We start from the raw sequence: 21,936 nt of genomic DNA, 5'->3' as shown, positions 1-21,936 counted from the left end.
TCCTCACTCTGTTTCTGGGCGCACGCGATCCAGCCACGACCCGTACGGTCCGGGGCCTGGCCGGTCCCGGTGCTACGAGTTGTCGTGCAGGTGGGGTGCAGCGCCGCTCAGCGGCGTGTACCCGGGGGCGCGCATCCCGTCGAGCAGGAGCGTGATGACGCGGCGCCAACCGTCGGGTCCGGCGTCGACACCGAGGCAGTGGTCGGTGTCCAGTCCCGCGCGCGAGCCGATCATGACGTCCTGCCAGGTCACGTCCGCGCGCAGCGCTCCGGCGGCATGGGCTCGCTCGGTGAGCCGGATGACGGCGTCCTGCAGGGCCGTGGTCCGCTCCGCGATCTCGGGCGTCGGCACGGTGTCGCACGCGGCGGTCACCTCGGCCACGCCGCGGCTGTCGCGGTGCGCACCGGCCAGCTCAGTCACGAACCGGATCAGCCCCTCCCAGGGATCCTCGACCTGCAGGCACTCCTGCGCGCTGTCGAGCATCTCGTCGTAGAGGCCGACCACCACGGCGTCCAGAAGCGAGTCCTTGGTGCCGAACCGGCGGTAGAGCGTCCCCACCCCCACGCCCGCCGCCGTGGCGATGTCCAGCGCCGAGACGTCGAGGCCGCGGGAGGCGATGGCCTCCCGGGCCGCGACGATCAGCTGGCGCCGGTTGCGCCGCGCGTCGGCGCGGACATCCGTGGTGGCGTCCAGGTCAGGCATCCGGGTCCCAGTTCTCCAGTGCGTCCATCCGCAGGCGCGTCAGCAGCACCGAGTCGATCAGCCACCGGCCGTCGACCTTGCGGTAGGTCTCACGGTACTGCCCGTACCCGTTGTGCCCCTCGGGGGCCTCGGGCCCGACCGGGAATGTCAGCAGGTCCTCCATCGCCCAGATGCCGGACGCCGAGTCCTCGCCCAGGATCTCGATCTCCGGCATGTGCCCGTGGTGCACCGACGGCGCGTCGCCCGTCAGGTCGCGGATGGTGTTCGCGAACTCGCGCGGCGAGCCCCAGGTGATGCCGTCGGTCACGAGCGTCGCGTCCGGCGTGAACAGCGCCGCCAGCTCGTCGTGCTTCTTCTCGTCCACGAAGCGGAAGTACCGCGCCTTCAGCTTCTTGATCTCCTCGACCGCCTCCAGCGCGTCCAGGCGCCGGGTGAGCTCAGCCAGGTCACTCATGTCCATGTCTCCTCGGGTGTTCCGGCGCCATCGGACGCCAGCCATTCGGACGACTCTCGTCCGCTTGATTACCCAGCCTAACCGGACGAGCATCGTCCGAATTCCCAGGGTGGCTGTGAGCCAGGCGACACAACCCGCCACCCCCGAGAGCCATCCGGACGAACACCGTCCGATTATACTTCAGAAGCGGACGGTTATCGTCCACATGACAGCGCCCCACCTGCCGGTGCGGTAGATGTCGGCGCCCCTCACAACCCAAGGAGCAAGCCCGATGCGCGTCGAGATTTGGTCGGACGTGTCCTGCCCGTGGTGCTTCATCGGCAAGGCACGCTTCAAGAAGGCCCTGGCGGCGTTCCCGCACCGCGCTGAGGTCGAGGTGATTCACCGCTCCTTCGAGCTCGACCGTCATCTGGCCGAGACGCATCCGACGACCAGCCCGGAGCACGCGAAGAAGTACGGCATGACGCCGCCACAGGCCCGCGCCGCCGAGGAGGACCTTGCCCGACTCGCCCGTGCCGAAGGGCTTGACTACCTCGTCGACTTCCGCGACCACGGCAACACCTTCGACCTGCACAGGCTGCTGCACCTGGCGGCCGGCCGCGGTGTCGGCGACAGGCTGCTCGATGTGTTCTACGAGGGCAACTTCTCTGCCGAACGCAGCATCTACGACCCGGGGCACCAGGTGGAACTCGCCGTTCGAGCCGGGCTCGACGAGGCCGAGGTCCGCGCCGTCCTGGCGGACCCGAGCGCCTACGCCGATGAGGTCCGCGCGGACGAGCACGAGGCGGGCCGACTAGGCATCACTGGCGTGCCGTTCTTCGTGGTCGACCGGAGATACGGCCTCTCCGGCGCACAGCCGACCGCCACCTTCACGGAGGTGCTCGAACGGGCCTGGAGCGACCGGACGGACAACCGACCGCTCACTTCCTGAGCGCTCCGCTCCTCGTCAGGCACTGGCGGACCTTGAGCTGGTCAGACCTCTATACTCCTGAGCGAAGGGCTCTGAACGGCGCTACTAACCTGTCCAGGAATCGAAAGCGCCAGCCATCGGACCGGACACCAGTGACGACAGGTCAACGAGGGGAAACGCCGACGTCTCTCGCAAGATCTCGACGGCGCCCCTGTCCGCATCAGCTGCTCGACGTCCCGCCGGCCGCGCGGTAGGCGCTGTCGTGGCAGCCTTCTCGCATGATTGACGCGTTCGCCAAGGAGTGCCTGCACGAGGAACTGCAATGGACACGGGAAGCGCTGGTCTGGAAGCTCGACGATCTCCCCGAATATGACGTTCGGCGGCCCCTGACGGTGACCGGGACCAACCTCCTCGGCCTGGTCAAGCACATGGCGACCTGGGAAGCCAGGTACTTCGGCGAGATCTTCGACCGGCCGTTCCCTGAGCCGCTCCCCCGGTGGCAAGACTCTGACGGCAGCGATCTGTGGGTGACCGAGGCAGAGAGCCGCGAGCAGATCCTCGACTTCTACCGGCGCGCCTGGGAACACGCGGACGCCACGATCAACGAGCTACCCCTCGATGCCCCCGGCCACGTGCCGTGGTGGCCACGACCTGACGTGAAGCTGTTCAACATCATGGTCCACGTCCTCAACGACACCACCCGGCACGCAGGGCACGCGGACATCCTGCGCGAACAGCTCGACGGTCAGACCGGTGTCGCTGCCGGACAGCAACAACCGATCGACACTATTGCCCGCGAAGCCCACTGCGCGAAGATCGAGCAGGCCGCCCGAGCAGCTTCCCGGCAACAGGGGGAACCGTCACTGCCGTAGGTGGACACACCCCGAGGGGTCCGCGGCGACGCCAATCCACTCGGGCGCAAGGATCGACCAGACCTGCTTGTCATAGCGCACGTCCTGGTACAGCCATGCCTCGCGGCGTACTCCCTCGAGCGTCATACCGAGCCGCTGGGCCACTGCTGCGCTGCGGTCGTTGTCGGCCCGGCAGATCCATTCGGCACGGTGCAGGCCGCGGACTTTCAGTGCCCAGTCGAGCAGCATGCCGGACGCCGCGGTGATCAGCCCGTGCCCCTCGGCCGAGGGTTCGAGCCAGCAGCCGATCTCGCACACGCCGTTGGCGACGTCGAACGCGGTGAACAGGACCCCGCCGACGAGTGTCCCGTCTCGCCAGATGCCGAACAGGCGGGCGCCGTCCGCGGCCGCTCGTTCGGCGTACCGCGTGATCGTGGCCCGCGCGCCGTCGACGTCGTCCGTGACGAAGGTCGGCCCCACCCAGGGACGGATGTGCTCGCGGGCTCGGTCGAGGTGCTCGGCGAACTCGTCGGCGTGCCAGACCTCCAGCGGGGCGAGGTGCGCCCTGTCGGACAACGACAGCGTGAACATGCGGTCTCCATTCACATAACGGTTGTTACGGCAATGTACCGTGGCCGCATGCCACGTTCCAAGGGCGATCACGAGGCCCGCCGACATGACGTCTCAGCGGCTGTGTGGCAGGTCATGGCCGCCCGCGGCTTCGCAGGGCTGACCCTGCGCGCCGTCGCCGCCGAGCTGGGCGCGACCACCGGGCTGCTGACGCACTACTTCCCCACCAAGCGAGCCCTGGTGGCTTACGCTCTCGACCTGCTCGAGGAGCGCACCCTCTCGCGACCCCGACGGCGGGCGGGCGACGGTCTGGCCGCCCTCAGGGACGCGATCCTCGACATCCTGCCGCTGACGTCCGAGGCCACGGTCAGCAACCGCATCTGGGTCTCATCCTGGGACAACGCCCTCGCGGACCCGGCCCTCAGCACCGACTACGCCCGCCGGTACGCCGAGGGACGGGACCGGATGGTCAAGCGCGTGATCGCGGCCCAGGAGGCGGGCGAGCTGCCGCCGGGCGAGCCCACCGACCTCGCCACTGGGGCGCAGGCGTTCGCCCTCGGACTCGTGGTCCAGGCCCTGTTCGACCCGGCGGCGTTCCCGCCGGGGCGCCAGGTCGAGCTCCTGGACGACTACCTGGCCGGGCTGTCCGCCGGCCTGCGCCCCACCTCTGGTCCCGACCCGAGCGCTTCTCGGGGGTGAACTCGGTATCTCGGCAACGTTCAGAATCGGTAGTGGAGTATGCGTGTGCCTCGACGGGACATCGCGGTGTTATGAGCCATGAGGCGGGTGAGGGCACGCACGGGCTGCGGGAACGCGGCCACTTCCGGGGCGCGAGTGAGTAGTTGCTCGGCGACGAGCGTGAGGCCGGCGTTCCAGCGTTCCGGCTCGTGAGGGTCGTCGAACCCCTGGGCAGCGTCAATGCCGAGGGCCTTGATCGGGGGGTGGTACCTCATGGCCCAGGCGGCGAATCGGGTGTAGCCGTTGAGCGCGAGCTCGCCTGCCTGGAGCCGGGTGGTCAGCTGGCGGATCACGTTCTGGAAGGAGTCGCCGGGCAGGAAGGGCAGCAAGCCTTCGGCCACGATGATGGTGGGTCGGTCGTCCGGCAGGGTCTGTGACCAGTCGGGCTCGGTGACATCCGTGGCGACCTGGTGTGACCGGTCGGGGAGGTACCGCTGGCGCAGGTCCGTGACCTCGGGAAAGTCGACGTCGTACCAGTCGACGCCTGCGGGTGGGGTGCAGCGGGCCAACCGGGTGTCGAGGCCGCTGCCGAGGTCGACGACGACCGCGTCCGGGTGCGTGGTGACGAACTGGCGGATGACGTCGTCGAGCTTCTTGGCGCGCAGAGCGGTGCTGGCGACCAAGCTCGGTTTGACCTTGAGCTTGGCGAAGTCGTAGCCGGTGTCGTCGGCGAACCGGTCCGCGACCGTCGCGGCGAGGGTGTCGCCCAGGATCGGGGTCGGCGCCTTGTCTGGCGACCGGTCAGGCCGCGGCCGCCGGGTAGCGGCTCCTCATCTTCCCGGAGTAGGCCTCGGGCACGCCCTCCATGTGCGCAGGCAGCGCGTCCATGAAGGCGCTCAGCAGCGGGCTCGCGTTGTGCCGGTCCAGGTGCTCCTGCGAGGCCCAGACCTCGTAGAGGAAGAACCGGCCGTCCTCCTGCTCGTGGAGGTGGTATTGAAGATTGCCGTCGTGGCCACGGGACGGCTCGACCAGGTCCAGCAGGAGCTGTCGGAGCTGGTCGGCATGACCCGGCCGCGGCGTCAGGAATCCGTAGAGGGCGATCGGAGCATCTGTCGTTGTCGCGTTCATGGGACGAACCTAGAATGTGCCATCGGTGTCAGATTCAAGCAGGCTTCCTGTGAGGTGCGTCATATGAAGATCGGCGAGCTGTCCCGTCAGACGGGCGTTACCGTGCGCCTGCTGCGCTACTACGAGGCCCAGGGGCTGCTCACCTCCCACCGAAGCGCGGGCGGCCACCGCTCCTACGGCCCCGAGGCCCCCGCCCTGGTCGGCCGCATCCGGAATCTGCTCGCCGCCGGGCTCCCTACCCGGATCATCCGGGAGCTCATGCCGTGCTTCGTCGGGGACGGCAGCGAGCTGCAGGAGTGCGTGCTCGACCATCTCAGGGCCCAGCTGGCCGAGCTGGACTCGCGCATGTCCGACCTCGGACGGGCACGCACCACGCTGAGCGGCATCCTCGATGCCTCAACCCGGGCGGTCGCGCCGTGAGGGTCCATGCGTACCTCCTGTCCAGGGCGACGGACCTAGGGTGTGTCCGGTGAATCGTGGAGCCGGCCGGATGCCGCCGCGGCCCGCAGAGCACGGCGGCCGGCCCGCGCTCACCTTCGCCGACTGGGCGCACGACAACATCGGGGCTAGGCCCGTCGCAGGATCTCACGGGTCACCGGGGCGACCTCACCGGGGCGACCTCACCGGGGCGACCTCACCGACGCCGAACAGCAAGAAGCGCAGGACCCGATCAAGGCCTGAAAGCGGACGCGTTCTCACGTGCCCAGTCGGCGAAGGTGAGTGCGGGCCGGCCCAGGAGGTCCTCCACGGTCGGGGTGATCGGACCAGGCCGAGAGGCGTAGTCGGCCAGTGAACCGAGCAGGCGGGCGGGTACCTCCTCGGGCAGTCCCTGCGCGAGCATGCCCTGCCGAACCTGCTCGGGTGGGAGCTCCTGGAAGGACAGCGTCCGGCCGATGGCCGCGCCCAGGATTCGCACCTTGTCGTGCTGGTCCAGCAGCTGCGGCCCGGTCAGCGTATGGACGGACCCGCTGTGCGCGCTGCCCCGGAGGGCCTGTGCGGCGACCTCGGCGATGTCGGTCTCGTGGATCGGGGCGGTGGCGGCTCGGCCGTACGCACCGCGCACAACGTCGCCGGCCTTGATCTGTGGCGCCCAGGCGAGCGCGTTGGCGGCGAAGTCCGCCAGCCGCAGGACCGTCCACTCCAGACCTGAACCTGTGACGAGGTCCTCGGCGAGCTTGAACTGGGCGGCGAAACGGGCTTCCCCTGCCGGGTGCTCGACCGTGGTGGCCGACAGCAGCACGACGCGCCGTACCCCCTGTCCGACGGCCAGCTTCAGCAGCTCGCCGAGGCCAGGGCCGGTGGCGCGCGGGCTGATCTGTATCGCCTCGACTCCTTCGAGCGCCGGCTCGATCCACTGGGGACGAAACAGGTCGCCTGTCACGACCTTTACGTCGTGGGGAAGCCGGTTCGTCTCGAGGCCGCGGGTGACCGCGGCGACGGCCGCGTCCTCGCCGGCCAGCAGCTTCATGACCGCACGTCCCACGACGCCGCCGGCTCCGGTGATCAGAATCATGATGGTCCTTCCTTCGTTCGATGGGTGGGTCTCGTCGGGTGGTGGTCGGGACGTCACGCGGTGGTCGCGAGGGACTCCTCGGCCGGGATGGTGTGGCGGCGGCGAGCCCAGGTGGTCGCCTGCTGGGTGACGCTCCAGGCCGCGCTCCTGCAGACGATCTCCTTGACGCGTGCGGCCGTCCTGCCGGTGAGCGCGGACGGCTTGGGCTGGTCGTCCGGGGTCACCCACTGCACGACGGCGTCGTGGCGGCCGAGGCTGATGCACTGGCCGGTGTAGCCGATCTTGTTCTCGGGGAGCCGGCGACCGGTCAGGCGGGCGGCGATGGCGTCGGCCGCCAGGTACGCCGAGGGGACTCCCGAGGCGCAGGACATGCGCAGCGGTGTGCCACTCGCGCCCGACGCGAGCGCGGCATCACCGACGGCGTAGACGTCGGGGTGGGAGACCGACCGCATCGTGTCGTCGACGACGATCTGCCCCGTCGCGGAAACCTGCAGGGCCGTGGCCGCGGCGACGGGATGAACGGCGAAACCGGCCGTCCAGACGGTCACCTGGGCCGGGATCGTGCTGCCGCCCGCGGTGACCGCGCCGGTCGCCTCGACCCTGGCGATGTCGGTGTGCTCGTGCACGGTGATGCCGAGCCGGTCGAACGTGTCGCGCAGGTGGCTCCGGGCCTTCTCGCTCAGCCAGTCGCCGAGGCCGCCGCGGGCGGCGAGCGCGACCTCGAGGTCCGGCCGGGACTCGGCGATCTCGGTGACCGCTTCGATGCTGGTGAGGCCACCGCCGACGACGAGAACGGTCCCGCCCGCGGCGAGGTCACCCAGGCGCTCACGCAGCCGCAGCGCGGACTGCTTGCCTGCGATGTCGTGCGCGTGCTCGGCGACGCCGGGAACTCCGTGGTCCGCGACGGCGCTGCCCAGGGCGTAGACGAGCGTGTCGTAGGCGATCTCGCCCGGGCCATCGCCATCGACGACGGCGACGGACCTGGCCTCGACATCGACGGCGGTGACTCGCGCGAGCCGCACCCGCACGCCCGTGCCCGCGAAGAGGTCGGTCAGCGCGCGCGGCTTCAGGTCCTGACCCGCCGCGAGCTGGTGCAGGCGGACCCGCTCGACGAACTCGGGATCGGCGTTGACGAGGGTGATCTCGGTGTCGGCGGGATGCAGCCGCCTCGCCAGGCGCGCGGCGGCGTTGGCTCCGGTGTATCCGGCCCCGAGAACGACGATCTGGTGCTTCATGGTTTCACTCCTGTCCGGCTGGTGTCGCTCTCAGAACCGGACAGCGACACGAAGCCTGACAGCAGCGCGATGTGACCTGGGTCACCGGTTGTCGACGAGTGGTTCCCCGTGTTCGGAGGTGAGCCACCGGCGCGTCGCGCGTTCGAGCTTCGCGGGGTTGGCCTGGGTGTGGAAGGCCGCGATACCGTCGGTGGTCACGTCCAGCGAGACGACGGCGGCGACCCGGTCCGCGACCGTCAGCACCAGCGCGGGCGCGCCGTTGGCGACCGCGGCGAACAGGACGGGCCGGCCGCCGATCATCTCCCACTTGGTCTCGCTGGGCCGGACCAGCCCGCGCAGGAACCTCGCGACCCGCAGCGCACCGGTGATCGGCACCGGCAGCGAGAAGACCGCGCCGCCACCGTCGCCCACATGGACCACGTCGTCGGTCAGCATCCGCACCAGCTCGTCGGTCCTCCCGCTGAGTGCCGCGGCGAGGAACTCCTCGACCACCTTGCGGGCCTCGGCCGCATCGACCTCCACCCGGCGCCGGTCAGCGGCCAGGTGCTGCTTGGCCCGTCGGTAGACCTGCTGACAGTTCGACTCGGTGAGGTCGAGCACCTCGGCGACCTCGGCGTGCGAGTAGCCGAACGCCTCACGCAGCACGTACACGACACGTTCGTTGGCCGAGAGCCGCTCCATCAGCCTGAGCATCGCGATGGAGACCGAATCACGCTGTTCGACCGTGTCGGACGGACCGAGCATCCGGTCCCCCGCGAAGACCGGCTCGGGCAGCCACTGGCCCACGTAGGTCTCCCGCCTGACCCGTGCCGACGTGAGCCGGTTGAGGCAGAGGTTGGTGAGCACCTTCGTCAGCCACGCCTCGGGCGTCTCGATGAGCTCCCGGTCGGCGGACTGCCAGCGCAGGAAGGTCTCCTGCACCATGTCCTCGGCGTCGTTCGCCGACCCCAGCAGGCGATACGCGATCGCCTCCAGCCGCGCCCTGGCCCCCTCGAACACCTCGACCTCGTTCGCACCAACCTGCACAGCTCGAAAGTCAGCCATCCGCGCTTTCCTGGTCGTATCCACTGGTCGTATCTGCTGGTCATGTCTACTTGTAGTACCCCTCGACCGGGACCCTCGCCTCGTCCTGCAGATAGGGCCCGTCGGCCGGGACCTGGACGAACCGGCTGGGTCTCGCGGCCGGCAGCGCGAACACCACACGCCCGATCCCGGACCGGGCCAGCGCCCCCGCGCACATCTCGCACGGCTCGCAGCTCGTGTACATCGTGGTGCCGGCCGCCGTGGTGGCGTCAAGGCTCCTGGCCGCCCAGCGAGCCAGCTTCAGCTCCGGGTGCGCGGTGATGTCGTCGTCGGTCAGGCTCGAGTTGCGCTCTTCGGCCAGCACGACTCCGTCCGGCCCGACGAGCAGCGACCCGAACGGCGGGTTCCCGCCCGCCCGCGCCTCGACCGCCAGTGCGATCGCCCGCCGCAGGTGTGCCTCGTTCACCGGAGCTCCTTCCGTACTGCTGCCAGTGCGTGCCAGGCGGACTCCGGGGTCCGTGTCTGTTCCGGATCGAAGTTCAGGGCGTTCACACCGATCATCACGAGGCCAAAGACTATGGCCGCGGTTCTTGGCGGTGAAGAGAACATTCACGGTGCTGGGCACCTCGTCCCGTGGATTCCACGCTAGATTGCCCGGATGACCGAGATACTGGACGCGACCGACTGGGCGATCCTCGCGGAGCTCCAGCAGGACGGCCGCCTCCCGCTCACCGAGCTGGGCCGTCGGGTGAGCCTCAGCGCCTCGGCCACCACCGAACGGGTCAGACGTCTGGAGAACAGCGGGGTCATCACCGGCTACCGCGCCGCCGTCGACCTCGACAAGGTCGGCTACGGCGTCCTGGCCGTGGTGCGCCTGAAGTACCCCGGCAACCAGCACCAACCACTGCACCGGCTGCTCGCCGAACGCACCGAGGTCCTGGAGTGCCTGCGCACCACGGGCGAGGACTGCTACCAGCTCAAGGTCGCCGCCACCTCGATGCAGCACCTGGAGCAGGTGATCGACGCGCTGACGGCCTTCGGCACCACGACGACCAACGTCGTCTACACCCAGACCCTGCCCTACCGCGGCGTGAGCGCGACGGCGCACGGTCGATGAGATCACCGGATCGGAGTCCGCACTCCCCTGTCCTTCACGGCGATCCTGTCCTTCGCGGCGAGCCTGTCCTTCGCGGCGAGGACGGCTTCCGCCAGCCAGGGACCGAGCTCTGAGAGCTTCGCCCCCGACGCCCCGCCGGTGGCACCGGCGACCGACGCCGCCTCGAGCTCGGCGTCCGGCGACGGCTCGCCGTTGATGGTGGCCACGAGCTCGAGGTACCGCCCGTGGGTCGCCACGTAGCCGGGGTCGTGCAGCACCTCCTGTGCGATCCGGTCCATCCGGCGAAAGCCCGACGCGATGCTCTCCCACACCTTGTCGTCGAGCGCGGCACCGACCACGTCCACCGTCTCGTGCACCAGCCGCGCGGCGAGCTCTCGTGCGTGCGGGTCGTCCGGAGAGAGCCCGCTGGCGTGCGCCGCGATCAGCTTCGGCATCACGTCCTCGCCGGCCGCCGCGATGAGGTCCTGGACCGGCGCGGTCGAGACGAGGTCGCCGGGGCCGCTGCCATAGGTCTCCCGGAGGTAGGCGCGTGTCGCGCCGCGGAACTCGGTGTCCCGCAGGAGCTCCGCCAGCGTGATCCAGGCCTCCAGCTGCGCCGTCGTCGGGTCCTCGGGGAGCCGGGGCTGCGCCCCACCGACGCGCTCGGCGACCTCCGTCGGCAGGTCGGCGCCCGCCTCTTGCCAGAACTCCGCGATCAGCCGCTGGCGGTCGGCGTCCGGCATCGTCACCAGCCGGCTCATCAGGCCGAGCCGTTCCTCCGGGCTCTCCTGACGCACGAGTGCCCGGAGCACGGAACGCCTGGTCCGCAGGTCCGCTGCCTGTCGTTCGACGACGTCCAGGTGCTCGGCGAGGAGATAACGCAGCGTGGTCTCGCCGGCCAGGACCTGGCGGATCTGCTCCAGGCCGGTGCCGAGCTCGCGCAGCGTGCGGATGAAGTCGAGCTTCGCTATCGCCTCCACCGCGTAGAGCCGATGGCCTGCGGACGTCAGCCGGGTGGGCGTGACGATGCCCTCGTCGGAGTAGAAGCGGATGGCGCTCACGCTCAGTCCGGTCCGGTGCGCGGCCTCGCCGATCGTGTACAGGGTGCTGTCGGTGGTGTCCATGGATTCACCATGCGACCTCGAGCCACTCGAGGTGCAAGCCCGGCCCTGCCGCGGCGACGAGACGGTCGCCGCGACCGGCGAGGGCTACCCGACCAGGTCAGCCGGCCGCACCATCTGCCCGGACGCCGCGGCCGCCTCGATCGCGCACAGCAGCCGGACCGTCTCGACGGCGTCGTCGACGCCGACCGGCACCGCCGCCGACGTCTCCAGCGCGCCGATGATCCGGGTCCACTGGGCCAGGTGCCCCGCGTGACCGATCGCGAGCGGATCGGCGGCCCCGTTCGCGGAAGGTCCAGCGGGTGGCCGGGGCACCCCTGGCACGTCCCACCGGCGCACCTCCCCCTGGCCGAGCTCGACCGAGCCCCGGGAGCCGTACAGGGAGACGGTCGCCGGGAACCCGGGCGGCGTCGCCGTCGTCGTGGTCACCACGCCGAGGGCGCCGGAGGCGAACCGGAGGGTCGCGACCGTCGCGTCCTCGGCCTCGATCGGGTGCGCGAGCGTCCCCGACTGCGCGGTGACCGAATCGACCGGGCCGCACAGCCAGCGGAGCAGGTCGACGGTGTGCACGCCCTGGTTCATCAGGGACCCGCCGCCCTGGTCCGCCGCGGACCGCCACCCCGCCGCGCGGTAGTAGTCGTCGTCGCGGTGCCAGTGCACGTGGGCGGTCGCCAGCCGCAGCTCACCCAGGGCGCCGTCGTCGAGGGCCCGCTTGAGCGCCATGTTCTCGGGCTCCAGGCGCCGCTGGGCGATCATCGAGACCATCAGCCCGCGCTCCCGCGCGGCGCGGGCGACGCGCAGGGCGTCGCCCACGTCCAGCGCGAGCGGCTTCTCGACGACGACGTGCCGGCCGGCCTTGAGCGCCGCCAGCGCGAGCGCAGCGTGGGTGCCGCTCGGCGTGCAGATCGCCACGACGTCGACGTCGGGGTGGGCGATCACCTCGCGGGGTGCGAGGCGCACCGCCGACTGGTCCCGTGTCCCCGGGCCTGCCGGCGGACGCACCCGGCCGCTGTACGCGACGAGCCGCGCCCGTCCCGCGAGCTCACCGAGCGCCCGAGCGTGCATCGTGCCGATGCCGCCCATCCCGACGATCCCCACCCCGAGCGGAACCCTCCCCGACGGGTCAGACGTACAGGTCCCCATGGTGACCTGTACGTCTGACGCGTCGGGCGGAGGTGCGGCATCGTCACTCGGTCGCATGGCTCGCGCCGAGCAGCTCGCGCAGCCGCTCGGCCGCCGCCGTGAACCGCGGGTCGGCGAGCGTCGGACCGTACTCGCGGCGGTCCGGCAGCCCGGGTTCGAGCGTCTCGACGATCCGCCCCGGCCGCGGGCTCATGACGACGATGCGGCTGCCCAGGTACACCGCTTCCGGCACCGAGTGGGTCACCAGCACCACGGTGGTGCCGGTCTCGCGCCAGATCCGGTTCATCTCGATGTTCATCTGCTCGCGCGTCAGGGCGTCGAGCGCACCGAACGGCTCGTCCATGAGCAGCACCCGGGGCTCGTGCAGCAGGGCGCGGCACAGCGCGACCCGCTGCTGCATGCCGCCCGACAGCTCGTGCGGCAGCGCCTTCTCGAACCCGGTCAGGCCGGTGAGCTCGATGAGGTGGTCCGCACGCTCCTCCGCCCGGCGCCGGTCCATTCCGCGCATCTCGGCCTGGAGCAGGATGTTCCTGCGCACGCCCCGCCACTCGAGCAGGGCCGAACGCTGGAAGGCGAAGCCGATCTCGCGCTGCGGCCCGGTCACCGGCCGCCCGTACAGGCGCACGTCGCCCTCGGTGGCCCGGGTCAGCCCCGCGATGATCTTGAGCAGCGTGGACTTGCCACAGCCCGACGGCCCCGCGACCGTGACGAACTCCCCCGGCAGCACGGCCAGCGAGACGTCGTCGAGCGCGACGGTCTCCGAGCGCCTGGAGGCGAAGCGCCGCGTGAGGTGGGCGACCTCGATGATCGGGGCGTCGTCACCCGTCCGGGCGGACGCCGCCTGCTCGGCCGGCGCGGTCACATGCCCTCCCCGAAGGTCGCGTCCCAGTAGGCGTCCGGCGTGGGCTCGCCCTCGAAGTCGGTGTTCTCCGTCAGGAACGTGAGGGTGTCGGTCCACTGCTGCTCGGTGTTCACGCCGGGCGCGGGAGCCTCCTCGAGGTTGAGCAGGCCGATCGTCGCCTCGAGCTGCGCCGCAAGCACGCTCTCCTCGGGCGCCTGCTCCGCTCCGGCCGCCATCGCCGCGACGGCGGCCTCGGGGTCCTCGGACGCCGCGAGGAACGACTTCGACGTCGCCCGCACCATCGCCTGGACCAGCTCGGGGTCGCCCTCGATCGTCGCCTCGTGCGTCAGGAGGCCGGTGCCGAGCAGGTTCATGCCGAAGTCCGAGAACGGCAGGGCCGAGACCTCCTTGCCGGTCTGGTTCTCGATGGTCGGCGCCTGGTCGTGGTGGAAGCCCTGGATGGCGTCGACCTTGCCCTCGATCAGCGCCGCGATCTTTCCCGCGGCGTCGACGTTGACGACGGTCACGTCGTCGGGGTTCACGCCGTTGATCTCCAGCCACGCCGGGAAGGTGCCGTACATGGCGTCGCCCGGCGTGCCGCCGACCGTCTTGCCCACGAGGTCGGCGGGCTCGGTGATGCCCTGGTCGTCGAAGAACTCCACGGAGCTGGGGCCGGTCTGCAGGAAGACGCCGACGCTGCGCACCGGCATGCCGGAGCTGATCCCGTTCGCGAGCGGCGGGGTGTCCGCCCACCCGAAGTCGGTGTTGCGCTGCGCGACCTGCTGGACGGTGTTGCCGGACCCGTTGCCCGGCTGGATCGTCAGGTCGATGCCCTCGTCCTCGAAGATCCCCTCCGCCACGCCGTAGTAGAACGGCGCGTGCTCGCCGTACGGCACCCAGTTCAGGGTCACCGTGACCTCGCTCAACCCCTCGGCGTTCTGCTGGCCCGGACCGCCCCCGGCGGTCTGCCCGCAGGCCGCGACCGTCGCCAGCGCGACACCCGTCACGACCAGCGACCTCGTGATCCTGCCGCCACGCTTCTGCTTCGTTGCACCACGCATGGGAAAGCCTTTCTGGTCGGGCCGCCATGCTGGCGGCGGGAAGAGCGGAGAGTGCGCGCGCCGGACGACGTCGGACGGCCGGCGTCAGACGGTCGCGAGCGCGAGGTTCCCGCGCCGCGAGGCGTGCCACGGGATGAGGAGCCGTTCGAGCACCTCGACCAGCACGAAGAGGACGACGCCGATGAGCGACATGAGGATGAGGTCGGCGAACAGCAGCGGCGCGTCGAGGTTGCCGCTCGCAAGCAGCAGCACGTACCCGAGGCCGCGGTCGGCGCCCACGAACTCGCCGACGACGGCGCCGACGACCGCGAGGGTGACCGCGACCTTGAGGCCGGACATGAGCTGCGGGAGAGCACCGGGGAAGCGGATCTTGCGGAACGTCTTCCAGCGGGAGGCGCCCATCGTCGCGGACATCTCCAGCAGCTCGGGGTCGACCGAGCGCAGCCCCGCCACGGCCGAGACGACGACGGGGAAGAAGGCGATGAGGACGGCCAGGACGATCTTCGGCGTCATCCCGAACCCGAACCAGACCACGAGGATCGGCGCTATCGCGATCTTGGGGATGACCTGGGCGAAGAGGATGAGTGGGTAGAGGGACTTCTCGGCCGTCCGGGAGTAGACCAGCAGCACGGCGGCCGCCACGCCGATCACTGCCGCGAGCACGAACCCGACGATCGTCTCCAGCGTGGTCACCCACGTGTGCTCCAGCAGCATCGGCCAGTCGGCGACCATCGTCTCCGCGACCGCGCCGGGCGACGGCACCAGGTAGGCGGGGACCAGCTCGCGCCAGGCCACGAACCACCAGACGCCGAACAGCCCGAGCAGCACGAGCACCGGCCGCCACGACTCGGCCAGCAGCATGAGCGCTCGGGCCGCGAGCGGCGTGCCGCCGGCTGCCACCGCCGCGGGCCGGGGTCCGCGCACGGGCGGCGTCGCGGGACGGGCCTCCTGGGTGGTCACCATGGCGTGATCCTCCATAGTTCGCTCTTTCCGTTTCGTCGCACGGGGTCGACGTCGACACCCGTGGGCAGCGGGTCAGGGCACGCCGGACGTCGGTGTCAGGCAGGTGCCGGTCGGTAGAGCAGGGCAGCGGCTCCGTCCGTGGAGCTGCTCGTCACCGGGACACTATGAGGCGCGTCCGGGGCGGACAACGAGTTGCCACTTGTTGCCCCCGGCGTCGCCGGGTCAGGTGGCACGCGGTTGCCACCGGGCCCAGGCCGGCCGCCGGTCAGCCGTCGCCCGGGTCCGCCGCGGCCTCCCGGGCCGCCTCCGGGGCGGCCTCCAGGTCGAGGGCCACCGACCGGAAGCCCGCCGACCGCACGGCCCGCAGGACCTCCCCGCGCAGCGGTTCCGCGGTCATGCTCGCGAGGTCACGGTGCGGCGCCTCGAGCCGCGCCAGGTCGCCGTGGTGCCGCACGCGGATCTCCTCGAGACCGAGGCGCCGCAGCTCGCTCTCCGCGGCCTCCACCTGCACCGCCTCGTCCGCCACGTGGCCGGCCGGTGGGTCGAGCGGCAGGGCGAACGGGTCGCCGGGCATGGTCATGCGGTCATTCGAGGGCACCGCACCTGGACCGTCAAGGTGTTGCCAACTCTTGCCGGGCGGGCAAGGACGCGCCACGCATGGACCGGACCGCGGCAAATGCTTGCCGTCGCCCATCGCTCGCCGTACGCTCCCCGCGCATGGGCGAAACTGGCGAAACAGGGAGCTCTCGGACCAGACCGACCATCTACGACGTCGCCAGGGCCGCCGGCGTCGCGCCCTCGACGGTCTCGCGGGCGTTCTCCCGGCCGGGCCGCGTCAACGCGGAGACGGCGGACCGCATCCGCAGCGTCGCCCACGAGCTCGGCTACCGGACGAGCCCGATCGGTCGCGCGCTGCCGGACGGCAGGACCGCGCTGCTCGCGATCGTCGTGGCCGACCTGACCAACCCGTTCTTCTTCGAGATCATCCGCAGCGCCGAGAAGACCGCCATCGACTCCGGGTACACGCTGCTGGTGGTCGACGCGCACGAGTCCAGAGGGGCGGAGCGCCGGGCGCTGGAGCGCACGCTGCCCCTGGTGGAGGGGGTGGTCCTCGGCACCTCACGGCTCTCGGACGCCGCGATCCGGGCCGTCGCCAAGCAGCGACCGACCGTGGTGATGAACCGCATCGTGGCGGACGTCCCGAGCGTCGTGACCGACAACGCCCAGGGGATGCGGCGCGCCGTCGAGCACCTGGCGGGCCTGGGGCACACCCGGCTGACGTACCTGTCGGGCCCCGAGGCGTCGTGGGCCGACGGCATGCGCTGGCGCGCGTTCCGGGAGACGACCCGCGAGCTCGGCCTGCGGGCGCGGCGCCTCGGCCCGTTCGCGCCGACGCTCGCCGGCGGGCTCTCGGCCGCCCAGGCCCTGACGACCCACTCGGTGACCGCGGCCGTCGCCTACAACGACCTCGTCGCGATCGGCACGATGCGCGGGCTGACCCGGCTGGGGATCGAGGTGCCCCGCGACCTGAGCGTGGTCGGGTTCGACAACATCTTCGGCTCCGACTTCTGCACCCCGCCGCTGACGACGGTCGCCTCTCCCCTGCGCCACTTCGGGACGTTCGCCGTCCAGCGCCTGCTGAACCAGCTCCGCGCGCCGTCGGCCGCGCCGTCCGCCGGCCTGTCGGCCCCGGCGCTGCTCCCGGCCAAGCTCGTCGAACGCGGCTCGACGTCCCGGCCGCTACCGTCGGGCACCCGTTCACCAGGCCGTCTGCGCCCGTAACCCAGCCGGTTACGGTCTCCGGCGGCCTGGGGCACACTGTCCGGCTGCGGCTGCCGAGGGGCAACAAGTGGCAACTCATTGTCCGGGGTCAGCCCTGACCGCATAGTGACGTGGCGTGCCCACGCCGACGGCGTCCACGACGCGGCTCCCGGCGGGCACGGTCCCCGGCAGGCAAGGTCCTCGATGGAGAGGCAAGGCCCATGGAACGCAGATCGACCCACCGCACCCTCGCCGCGATGCTCGGCGTGCTCGTGCTGCCCCTCACGGTGCTCCCGGCCGCGGCACAGCCCGCGGCGCAGCCCGCGGCGCAGCCCGCAGCGCAGCCCGCAGCGCAGCCCGCGGAGCTCCCCGCCGCGCAGGCAGCCGCACAGCCCGCGGCCGACCCCACCCGGCCACAGGAGCCCGGCGTGACGCTGCGCGTCTTCGACGTCCAGGTCCCCCTGGACGACTACTGCACGCTGAAGCCGGGCCAGACACCGAACGTCGACAAGCTCATGCCGACGATCGACTGGCGCACGACGGCGGACTTCGGCCTCGCCGACCGGTTCGTCACCGAGGTCACCGGCTACCTCAACGTGCCGGCCACCGGCACCTACGACTTCCGCATCACCAGCGACGACGGGGCCAGGCTGCTGCTCGACGACGCCCTCGTCGTCGACCACCCGGGCAAGCACGGGGCCACCCCGAAGGACGGTTCGGTCGCGCTGGAGGCCGGTTACCACGCGCTGCGCATCGACCACTTCGACGGCGACTTCGGCCAGCAGCTCACGCTGGAGTGGCGCCCGCCGGGCGCGACCGGCTTCGCCCTCGTGCCGAACTCGGTGCTGAGCACCGACGCCGAGGTCACGCGCGTCACCTCGCCGGGCCGCAAGCTGTGCGAGGGCGTCGACGAGGCGCCGGGTGACGGCCTGCCGCTGACCGAGGTGCACCCCGACTACACGCTGACGAACCTGCGCCCGGACGGCTTCGAGCCGCAGGTCACCGGCATGGACTGGCTGCCGGACGGCCGCATGGCCATCGCCACGTGGGGCGGTGACCGCGAGACGGTGCTCGGCGAGGTGTACCTGGTCGAGAACGTGACGGGTGACACCGGCGCCGAGGAGGTGACGTACACGAAGATCGCCGAGGAGCTGCAGGAGCCGATGGGCCTGACGGTCGTGGACGGCCGCATCTACGTCTCCGAGAAGCACGGGCTGACCGAGCTCGTGGACACCGACGGCGACGAGGTCACCGACGAGTACCGCGAGGTCGCGACCTGGCCCTTCGGCGGCAACTACCACGAGTTCGCGTTCGGCCTGCTGTACGAGGACGGCTACTTCTACGTCTCCACGGGCATCGCCATGGTGCCCGGCGGCGCGACGCGCGACCCGCAGCTCGTCGAGAACCGCGGCTCGGTGCTGAAGATCGACGAGGACACGGGCGAGGTCGAGTACCTGGCGGGCGGCCTGCGCACCCCGAACGGCCTGGGCTTCGGGGCCGACGGCGGCATGTACGTCACCGACAACCAGGGCATGCACCTGCCGACGTCGAAGCTGGTGCGCGTCGAGGAGGGGGCGTTCTACAACCACTACACGAACCCGGACGGGCCGTACGACGACCAGCCCGTCACCGAGCCCGTGCTGTGGATGCCGCACAGCGAGATCTCCAACTCGCCGAGCAACCCCGTGATCCTCACCGAGGGCGTGTTCGCCGGGCAGATGGCGATCGGCGACGTGACCTACGGCGGCCTGCAGCGCGTCTACCTGGAGGAGGTCGCCGGCCAGGAGCAGGGCGCCGTCTTCCGCATGACACAGGGCCTGGAGTCCGGCGTCAGCCGGACGAGCGTCGGCCCGGACGGCTCGATCTACGTGGGCGGCATCGGCTGGTCGGGCAACTGGGGCCAGGCGGGCAAGCTCGGCTACGGCCTGCAGAAGCTCACGTTCGACGAGAGCCGCGCGTTCGACATGCTCGAGATGCGCGCCGTGGACGGCGGTTTCGAGATCGAGTACACGAAGCCGCTGTCGGCCGAGACCGCGCAGGACCTGGCCGACAAGTACGAGGCGGCGCAGTGGCGTTACGTCTCCACTCCGCAGTACGGCGGGCCCAAGATCGACGAGGAGGACCTGGAGGTCACCGCGGCGACGCTCTCGGCGGACCGCAGGACGGTGACCCTGGCCATCGACGGGCTCAAGCCCGGCCGGGTCGTCAACGTGCACTCCCCCCGGCCGTTCGCGGCCGAGGGCGGCGCGGAGCTGTGGAGCACCGAGGCCTGGTACACCCTCAACCGCCTGCCCGACGGATCCACCCCGCCGCCGGTCTACGAGGCCGAGTCCGCCGACATCGCCGGCGGCGCGGGCTGGAACACGAACCACGCCGGGTACTCGGGCGCCGGGTTCGTGGACCGCAACTGGGAGCCCGGGGCGCGCACCACGTTCGCCGTCGAGGCCGGCGAGGCGGGCCCGCACGACCTGGCGCTGCGCTACGCGAACGGGCAGAACTCCGACCCGAGCCCGACGCCGCGGTCGATGAGCCTCTACGTCAACGGTGTCAAGCAGAAGCAGGTCTGGCTCGACAGCACCGTGAGCTGGTCGAACTGGCGGACACAGACCGAGACGGTCGAGCTGCGGGAGGGCGCCAACACGATCGCCTACGTGCACGACGCGGACGACCTGGGCCACGTGAACCTCGACAACCTCACCGTCACGCCCAGCGAGCGCATCACCCTGTTCGACGGCGACGACCTCGACGCCTGGGAGACGGCGAGCGGCGGGCCCGCGACGTGGCCCGTCGCGGACGGCTCGATGGAGTCCTTCGGCGGCGACATCCGGACCAAGGAGAAGTTCGGCGACTTCCGGATGCACGCCGAGTGGTACCAGCCCCAGCACGCCGACGACGTCACCGGCCAGGCCCGCGGCAACAGCGGCGTCTACATCCAGGAGCGCTACGAGGTGCAGGTGCTGGAGTCCTTCGGCATCGACCCACCGCAGACCAACGACGCCGGCTCGATCTACCTGAAGAAGGCCCCGGACATCAACGCCGCGACCGCGATGGGCACATGGCAGACGTACGATATCGTCTTCCGCGCCGCCCGGTTCGCCCCGGACGGGACCAAGACCGAGAACGCGCGTCTGTCCCTGTGGTGGAACGGGCAGCTCGTGCACGACGACGTGGCGATCGACGGCAAGACCGGCAACGGCAAGGCCGAGGGGCCGACGCCGGGGCACATCAAGCTCCAGGACCACGGCGACGCCGGCCCGAACCCGCGGTTCCGCAACGTCTGGATCGAACGCCTGGACGTGCAGGACACGACCCGGCAGGGACTGACGTCGGCCGTCTCCGCGCGGCTCGTCCCGGACACGGTCCGGGCGGGCACGGAGGCACTGACGCTGGTGCAGGTGTCCGGTCCGAAGAGCCGGCCGGCGCCGACGGGGACCGTCCGGGTCACCGTCGGGGACACGACGGTCAGGGCGAAGCTCGGCCGAGGCCCCGCCCTGCTCCGGCTCCCCACGTCCGGCCTGGAGCGCGGGGTGCACCCGGTGTCCGTCGAGTACCTCGGCAGCACGTCCTACCGGCGGAGCACGACGACGGTCGACCTGACCATCCGCTGATCCGGTCCCCCGACGCCCGCGACGGAGAGGTTCACCCGATGAGACGCACAACCCGCAGCTCTGCCCATGCCCGTGCCGTGAAGCCGTGGTTCGCCGCCGCGGTGGCCGCCGCGCTGTCCCTGCCCGTCCTTGCCCTGCCAGCGGCGGCCGGGACGAGCACGGCGGACGGAACCAGCCCCGGGACCAGCTCGTGCGCGTACGGCTACACCAGCCAGGCCACCGTCTGGTTCGGCGCCGGCGCCGACTCCGGCGTGCCCAACCGCGAGACCCGCCGCGGCTGCACCGTCATGGACGAGATCATGGCCGAGGCGCCGTTCGCGACACACGGCGCATTCGTCCGGACGGTCTCCTCGGTGACCAAGGGCCTCGTACGCGAACGGGTCCTGACCGGCGGCGAGCGCCGGGACATCGTCCGTGCCGCCACCTACTCGGAGGTGGGCCGGCCGCACCCCGTCACGGGCGACCGGTCCGTCGACCTGTCCAGCATCGGCCTGGTGGGCTACACGGTCCGCGCGACCATGCCCACCGACGCCGCCGGGACGCTCGCGGCGCTCGCGGCCTGCGGCTTCCGGAACATCGAGCCGTCGGGGGCCGCCGGCAACTTCTACGGCTACTCGGCCGCGGAGCTGGCGCCGCTCACCGACGCGGCGGGGCTGGAGGTGCCGTCGCTCGGCGTGAGCCTGTCGAACCTGCGGGACGACGTCGACCTGGTGGCCGCCGAGGCGCACGCGATCGGGGCGCGGTACGTACGCGTCTCGGGCTCCGGCTCGTGGACGCTCGCGGACTACTCCCGGACGGCCGCGATCCTCAACGAGGCGGGCGAGCGGCTGAGCGCCGAGGGCATCCGGGTCGCGTACCACAACCACGGGTACGAGTTCGAGACCGAGGAGGACGGCGTCACGGGCTACGACGTCCTGGTCCGCGAGACGAGCCCGGCGTTCGTGACCATGGAGCTCGACGTCTACTGGGCCGCCAGTACGGACACCTCCGCCACGGACCTGTTCGCGCGCTACCCGGGGCGGTTCGAGCTGCTGCACCTCAAGGACATCGCGGAGGACGGCTCCTTCGCCGACGTCGGCGCGGGCACCATCGACTTCGCCGGGATCTTCGCCGCCGCGCCGCTCGCCGGGGTCCGGTACGGCTTCACCGAGCACGACCAGCCGTCACCCGACGGCGTGACGTCAGCGTGCACGAGCCTCGGCTACCTCGCCGAGCTGCGCTACTAGTCCGCCGCTCGACCGTCCGGCCGGCTTCCGGGCGAGGGCACCTGCCCTCGCC

23 protein-coding genes are annotated in these 21,936 nt (G+C 71.2%); 8 read left to right on the top strand and 15 right to left on the bottom strand.

The annotated features are described in order from the left end of the window. Positions 1–72: 72 nt before the first annotated feature. Positions 73–702 (bottom strand): TetR/AcrR family transcriptional regulator, encoded by a 630-nt coding sequence (locus tag ACFWE2_RS07955; protein ID WP_377223675.1) that lies wholly within the window; start codon positions 700–702, stop codon positions 73–75. Then, complete coding sequence (locus ACFWE2_RS07950) at positions 695–1,156, bottom strand: nuclear transport factor 2 family protein (protein ID WP_377223674.1); 462 nt, start codon at positions 1,154–1,156, stop codon at positions 695–697. Before ACFWE2_RS07950 ends, ACFWE2_RS07955 begins: the two co-directional genes overlap by 8 nt. Before the next feature lie 235 nt (positions 1,157–1,391). On the opposite strand from ACFWE2_RS07950, the gene ACFWE2_RS07945 reads away from it, so the two are divergent. Together ACFWE2_RS07945 and ACFWE2_RS07940 are read left to right on the top strand one after the other, a co-directional pair. Further along, the gene (locus ACFWE2_RS07945) at positions 1,392–2,087 is read left to right on the top strand and encodes a DsbA family oxidoreductase (RefSeq protein WP_377223673.1); all 696 of its coding nucleotides are present in this window, start codon (positions 1,392–1,394) and stop codon (positions 2,085–2,087) included. Between the two features lie 257 nt (positions 2,088–2,344). Beyond that, on the top strand, positions 2,345–2,938 hold the full coding sequence (locus ACFWE2_RS07940) for a DinB family protein (protein ID WP_377223672.1): 594 nt from the start codon (positions 2,345–2,347) through the stop codon (positions 2,936–2,938). On the opposite strand, the gene ACFWE2_RS07935 is transcribed toward ACFWE2_RS07940, so the two are convergent. Next, complete coding sequence (locus ACFWE2_RS07935) at positions 2,927–3,508, bottom strand: GNAT family N-acetyltransferase (protein ID WP_377223671.1); 582 nt, start codon at positions 3,506–3,508, stop codon at positions 2,927–2,929. The genes ACFWE2_RS07940 and ACFWE2_RS07935 overlap by 12 nt on opposite strands. A 48-nt stretch (positions 3,509–3,556) precedes the next feature. Between ACFWE2_RS07935 and ACFWE2_RS07930 the strand changes: the two genes are divergently transcribed. Beyond that, positions 3,557–4,186 (top strand): TetR/AcrR family transcriptional regulator, encoded by a 630-nt coding sequence (locus ACFWE2_RS07930; RefSeq protein WP_377223670.1) that lies wholly within the window; start codon positions 3,557–3,559, stop codon positions 4,184–4,186. A gap of 20 nt (positions 4,187–4,206) precedes the next feature. Here the strand turns inward: ACFWE2_RS07930 and ACFWE2_RS07925 are convergent, their stop codons facing one another. Then, a complete protein-coding gene (locus ACFWE2_RS07925; protein WP_377223685.1) occupies positions 4,207–4,935 on the bottom strand; it encodes a class I SAM-dependent methyltransferase in 729 nt (242 codons plus the stop codon). A gap of 31 nt (positions 4,936–4,966) precedes the next feature. Then, positions 4,967–5,293: a putative quinol monooxygenase gene (locus tag ACFWE2_RS07920; RefSeq protein ID WP_377223669.1), complete on the bottom strand. Its 327-nt coding sequence runs from the start codon at positions 5,291–5,293 to the stop codon at positions 4,967–4,969. A 63-nt stretch (positions 5,294–5,356) separates the two neighbouring features. Here ACFWE2_RS07920 and ACFWE2_RS07915 point away from each other — a divergent pair, with 63 nt between their 5' ends. After that, on the top strand, positions 5,357–5,713 hold the full coding sequence (locus ACFWE2_RS07915) for a MerR family transcriptional regulator (protein ID WP_377223668.1): 357 nt from the start codon (positions 5,357–5,359) through the stop codon (positions 5,711–5,713). Positions 5,714–5,963: 250 nt separating this feature from the next. Here ACFWE2_RS07915 and ACFWE2_RS07910 read toward each other — a convergent pair whose 3' ends face one another. From ACFWE2_RS07910 to ACFWE2_RS07895, 4 genes are all read right to left on the bottom strand, one after another. Beyond that, on the bottom strand, positions 5,964–6,806 hold the full coding sequence (locus tag ACFWE2_RS07910) for an NAD(P)H-binding protein (RefSeq protein WP_377223667.1): 843 nt from the start codon (positions 6,804–6,806) through the stop codon (positions 5,964–5,966). 53 nt (positions 6,807–6,859) lie between these two features. After that, entirely contained in the window at positions 6,860–8,041 is a 1,182-nt protein-coding gene (locus tag ACFWE2_RS07905) for an NAD(P)/FAD-dependent oxidoreductase (protein WP_377223666.1), read from the bottom strand. Between the two features lie 81 nt (positions 8,042–8,122). Then, positions 8,123–9,085: an RNA polymerase sigma-70 factor gene (locus tag ACFWE2_RS07900; RefSeq protein WP_377223665.1), complete on the bottom strand. Its 963-nt coding sequence runs from the start codon at positions 9,083–9,085 to the stop codon at positions 8,123–8,125. A gap of 46 nt (positions 9,086–9,131) precedes the next feature. Then, complete coding sequence (locus ACFWE2_RS07895; protein ID WP_377223664.1) at positions 9,132–9,530, bottom strand: nucleoside deaminase; 399 nt, start codon at positions 9,528–9,530, stop codon at positions 9,132–9,134. Positions 9,531–9,722: 192 nt separating this feature from the next. Here ACFWE2_RS07895 and ACFWE2_RS07890 point away from each other — a divergent pair, with 192 nt between their 5' ends. Continuing rightward, entirely contained in the window at positions 9,723–10,181 is a 459-nt protein-coding gene (locus tag ACFWE2_RS07890) for an Lrp/AsnC family transcriptional regulator (protein ID WP_377223663.1), read from the top strand. Positions 10,182–10,183: 2 nt separating this feature from the next. Here the strand turns inward: ACFWE2_RS07890 and ACFWE2_RS07885 are convergent, their stop codons facing one another. The 6 genes from ACFWE2_RS07885 to ACFWE2_RS07860 all read right to left on the bottom strand — a co-directional run bounded on the left by ACFWE2_RS07885 (position 10,184) and on the right by ACFWE2_RS07860 (position 15,869). Beyond that, positions 10,184–11,284: a MerR family transcriptional regulator gene (locus ACFWE2_RS07885; protein ID WP_377223662.1), complete on the bottom strand. Its 1,101-nt coding sequence runs from the start codon at positions 11,282–11,284 to the stop codon at positions 10,184–10,186. 84 nt (positions 11,285–11,368) lie between these two features. Beyond that, entirely contained in the window at positions 11,369–12,379 is a 1,011-nt protein-coding gene (locus ACFWE2_RS07880) for a Gfo/Idh/MocA family protein (protein ID WP_377223661.1), read from the bottom strand. Positions 12,380–12,467: 88 nt separating this feature from the next. Then, on the bottom strand, positions 12,468–13,286 hold the full coding sequence (locus ACFWE2_RS07875; RefSeq protein WP_377223660.1) for an ABC transporter ATP-binding protein: 819 nt from the start codon (positions 13,284–13,286) through the stop codon (positions 12,468–12,470). Further along, positions 13,283–14,326: an ABC transporter substrate-binding protein gene (locus ACFWE2_RS07870; RefSeq protein WP_377223659.1), complete on the bottom strand. Its 1,044-nt coding sequence runs from the start codon at positions 14,324–14,326 to the stop codon at positions 13,283–13,285. Before ACFWE2_RS07870 ends, ACFWE2_RS07875 begins: the two co-directional genes overlap by 4 nt. A gap of 84 nt (positions 14,327–14,410) precedes the next feature. Further along, complete coding sequence (locus ACFWE2_RS07865) at positions 14,411–15,289, bottom strand: ABC transporter permease (protein WP_377223658.1); 879 nt, start codon at positions 15,287–15,289, stop codon at positions 14,411–14,413. A 265-nt stretch (positions 15,290–15,554) separates the two neighbouring features. Then, entirely contained in the window at positions 15,555–15,869 is a 315-nt protein-coding gene (locus ACFWE2_RS07860) for a hypothetical protein (RefSeq protein WP_377223657.1), read from the bottom strand. A gap of 137 nt (positions 15,870–16,006) precedes the next feature. Here ACFWE2_RS07860 and ACFWE2_RS07855 point away from each other — a divergent pair, with 137 nt between their 5' ends. From ACFWE2_RS07855 to ACFWE2_RS07845, 3 genes are all read left to right on the top strand, one after another. Beyond that, positions 16,007–17,071, top strand: coding sequence for a LacI family DNA-binding transcriptional regulator (locus tag ACFWE2_RS07855; RefSeq protein WP_377223656.1), 1,065 nt, complete (start codon positions 16,007–16,009; stop codon positions 17,069–17,071). 200 nt (positions 17,072–17,271) lie between these two features. Beyond that, a complete protein-coding gene (locus tag ACFWE2_RS07850) occupies positions 17,272–20,658 on the top strand; it encodes a family 16 glycoside hydrolase (protein WP_377223655.1) in 3,387 nt (1,128 codons plus the stop codon). A gap of 38 nt (positions 20,659–20,696) precedes the next feature. After that, positions 20,697–21,884 (top strand): sugar phosphate isomerase/epimerase family protein, encoded by a 1,188-nt coding sequence (locus ACFWE2_RS07845; RefSeq protein ID WP_377223654.1) that lies wholly within the window; start codon positions 20,697–20,699, stop codon positions 21,882–21,884. Positions 21,885–21,936 lie beyond the last annotated feature (52 nt).

It is taken from the genome of Promicromonospora sp. NPDC060271, assembly GCF_042726755.1.
In the GTDB taxonomy this organism is placed as follows: domain Bacteria; phylum Actinomycetota; class Actinomycetes; order Actinomycetales; family Cellulomonadaceae; genus Promicromonospora.
Note: the sequence above shows the minus strand (reverse complement) of the source record. Positions and strands in the feature narration are given on the sequence as shown.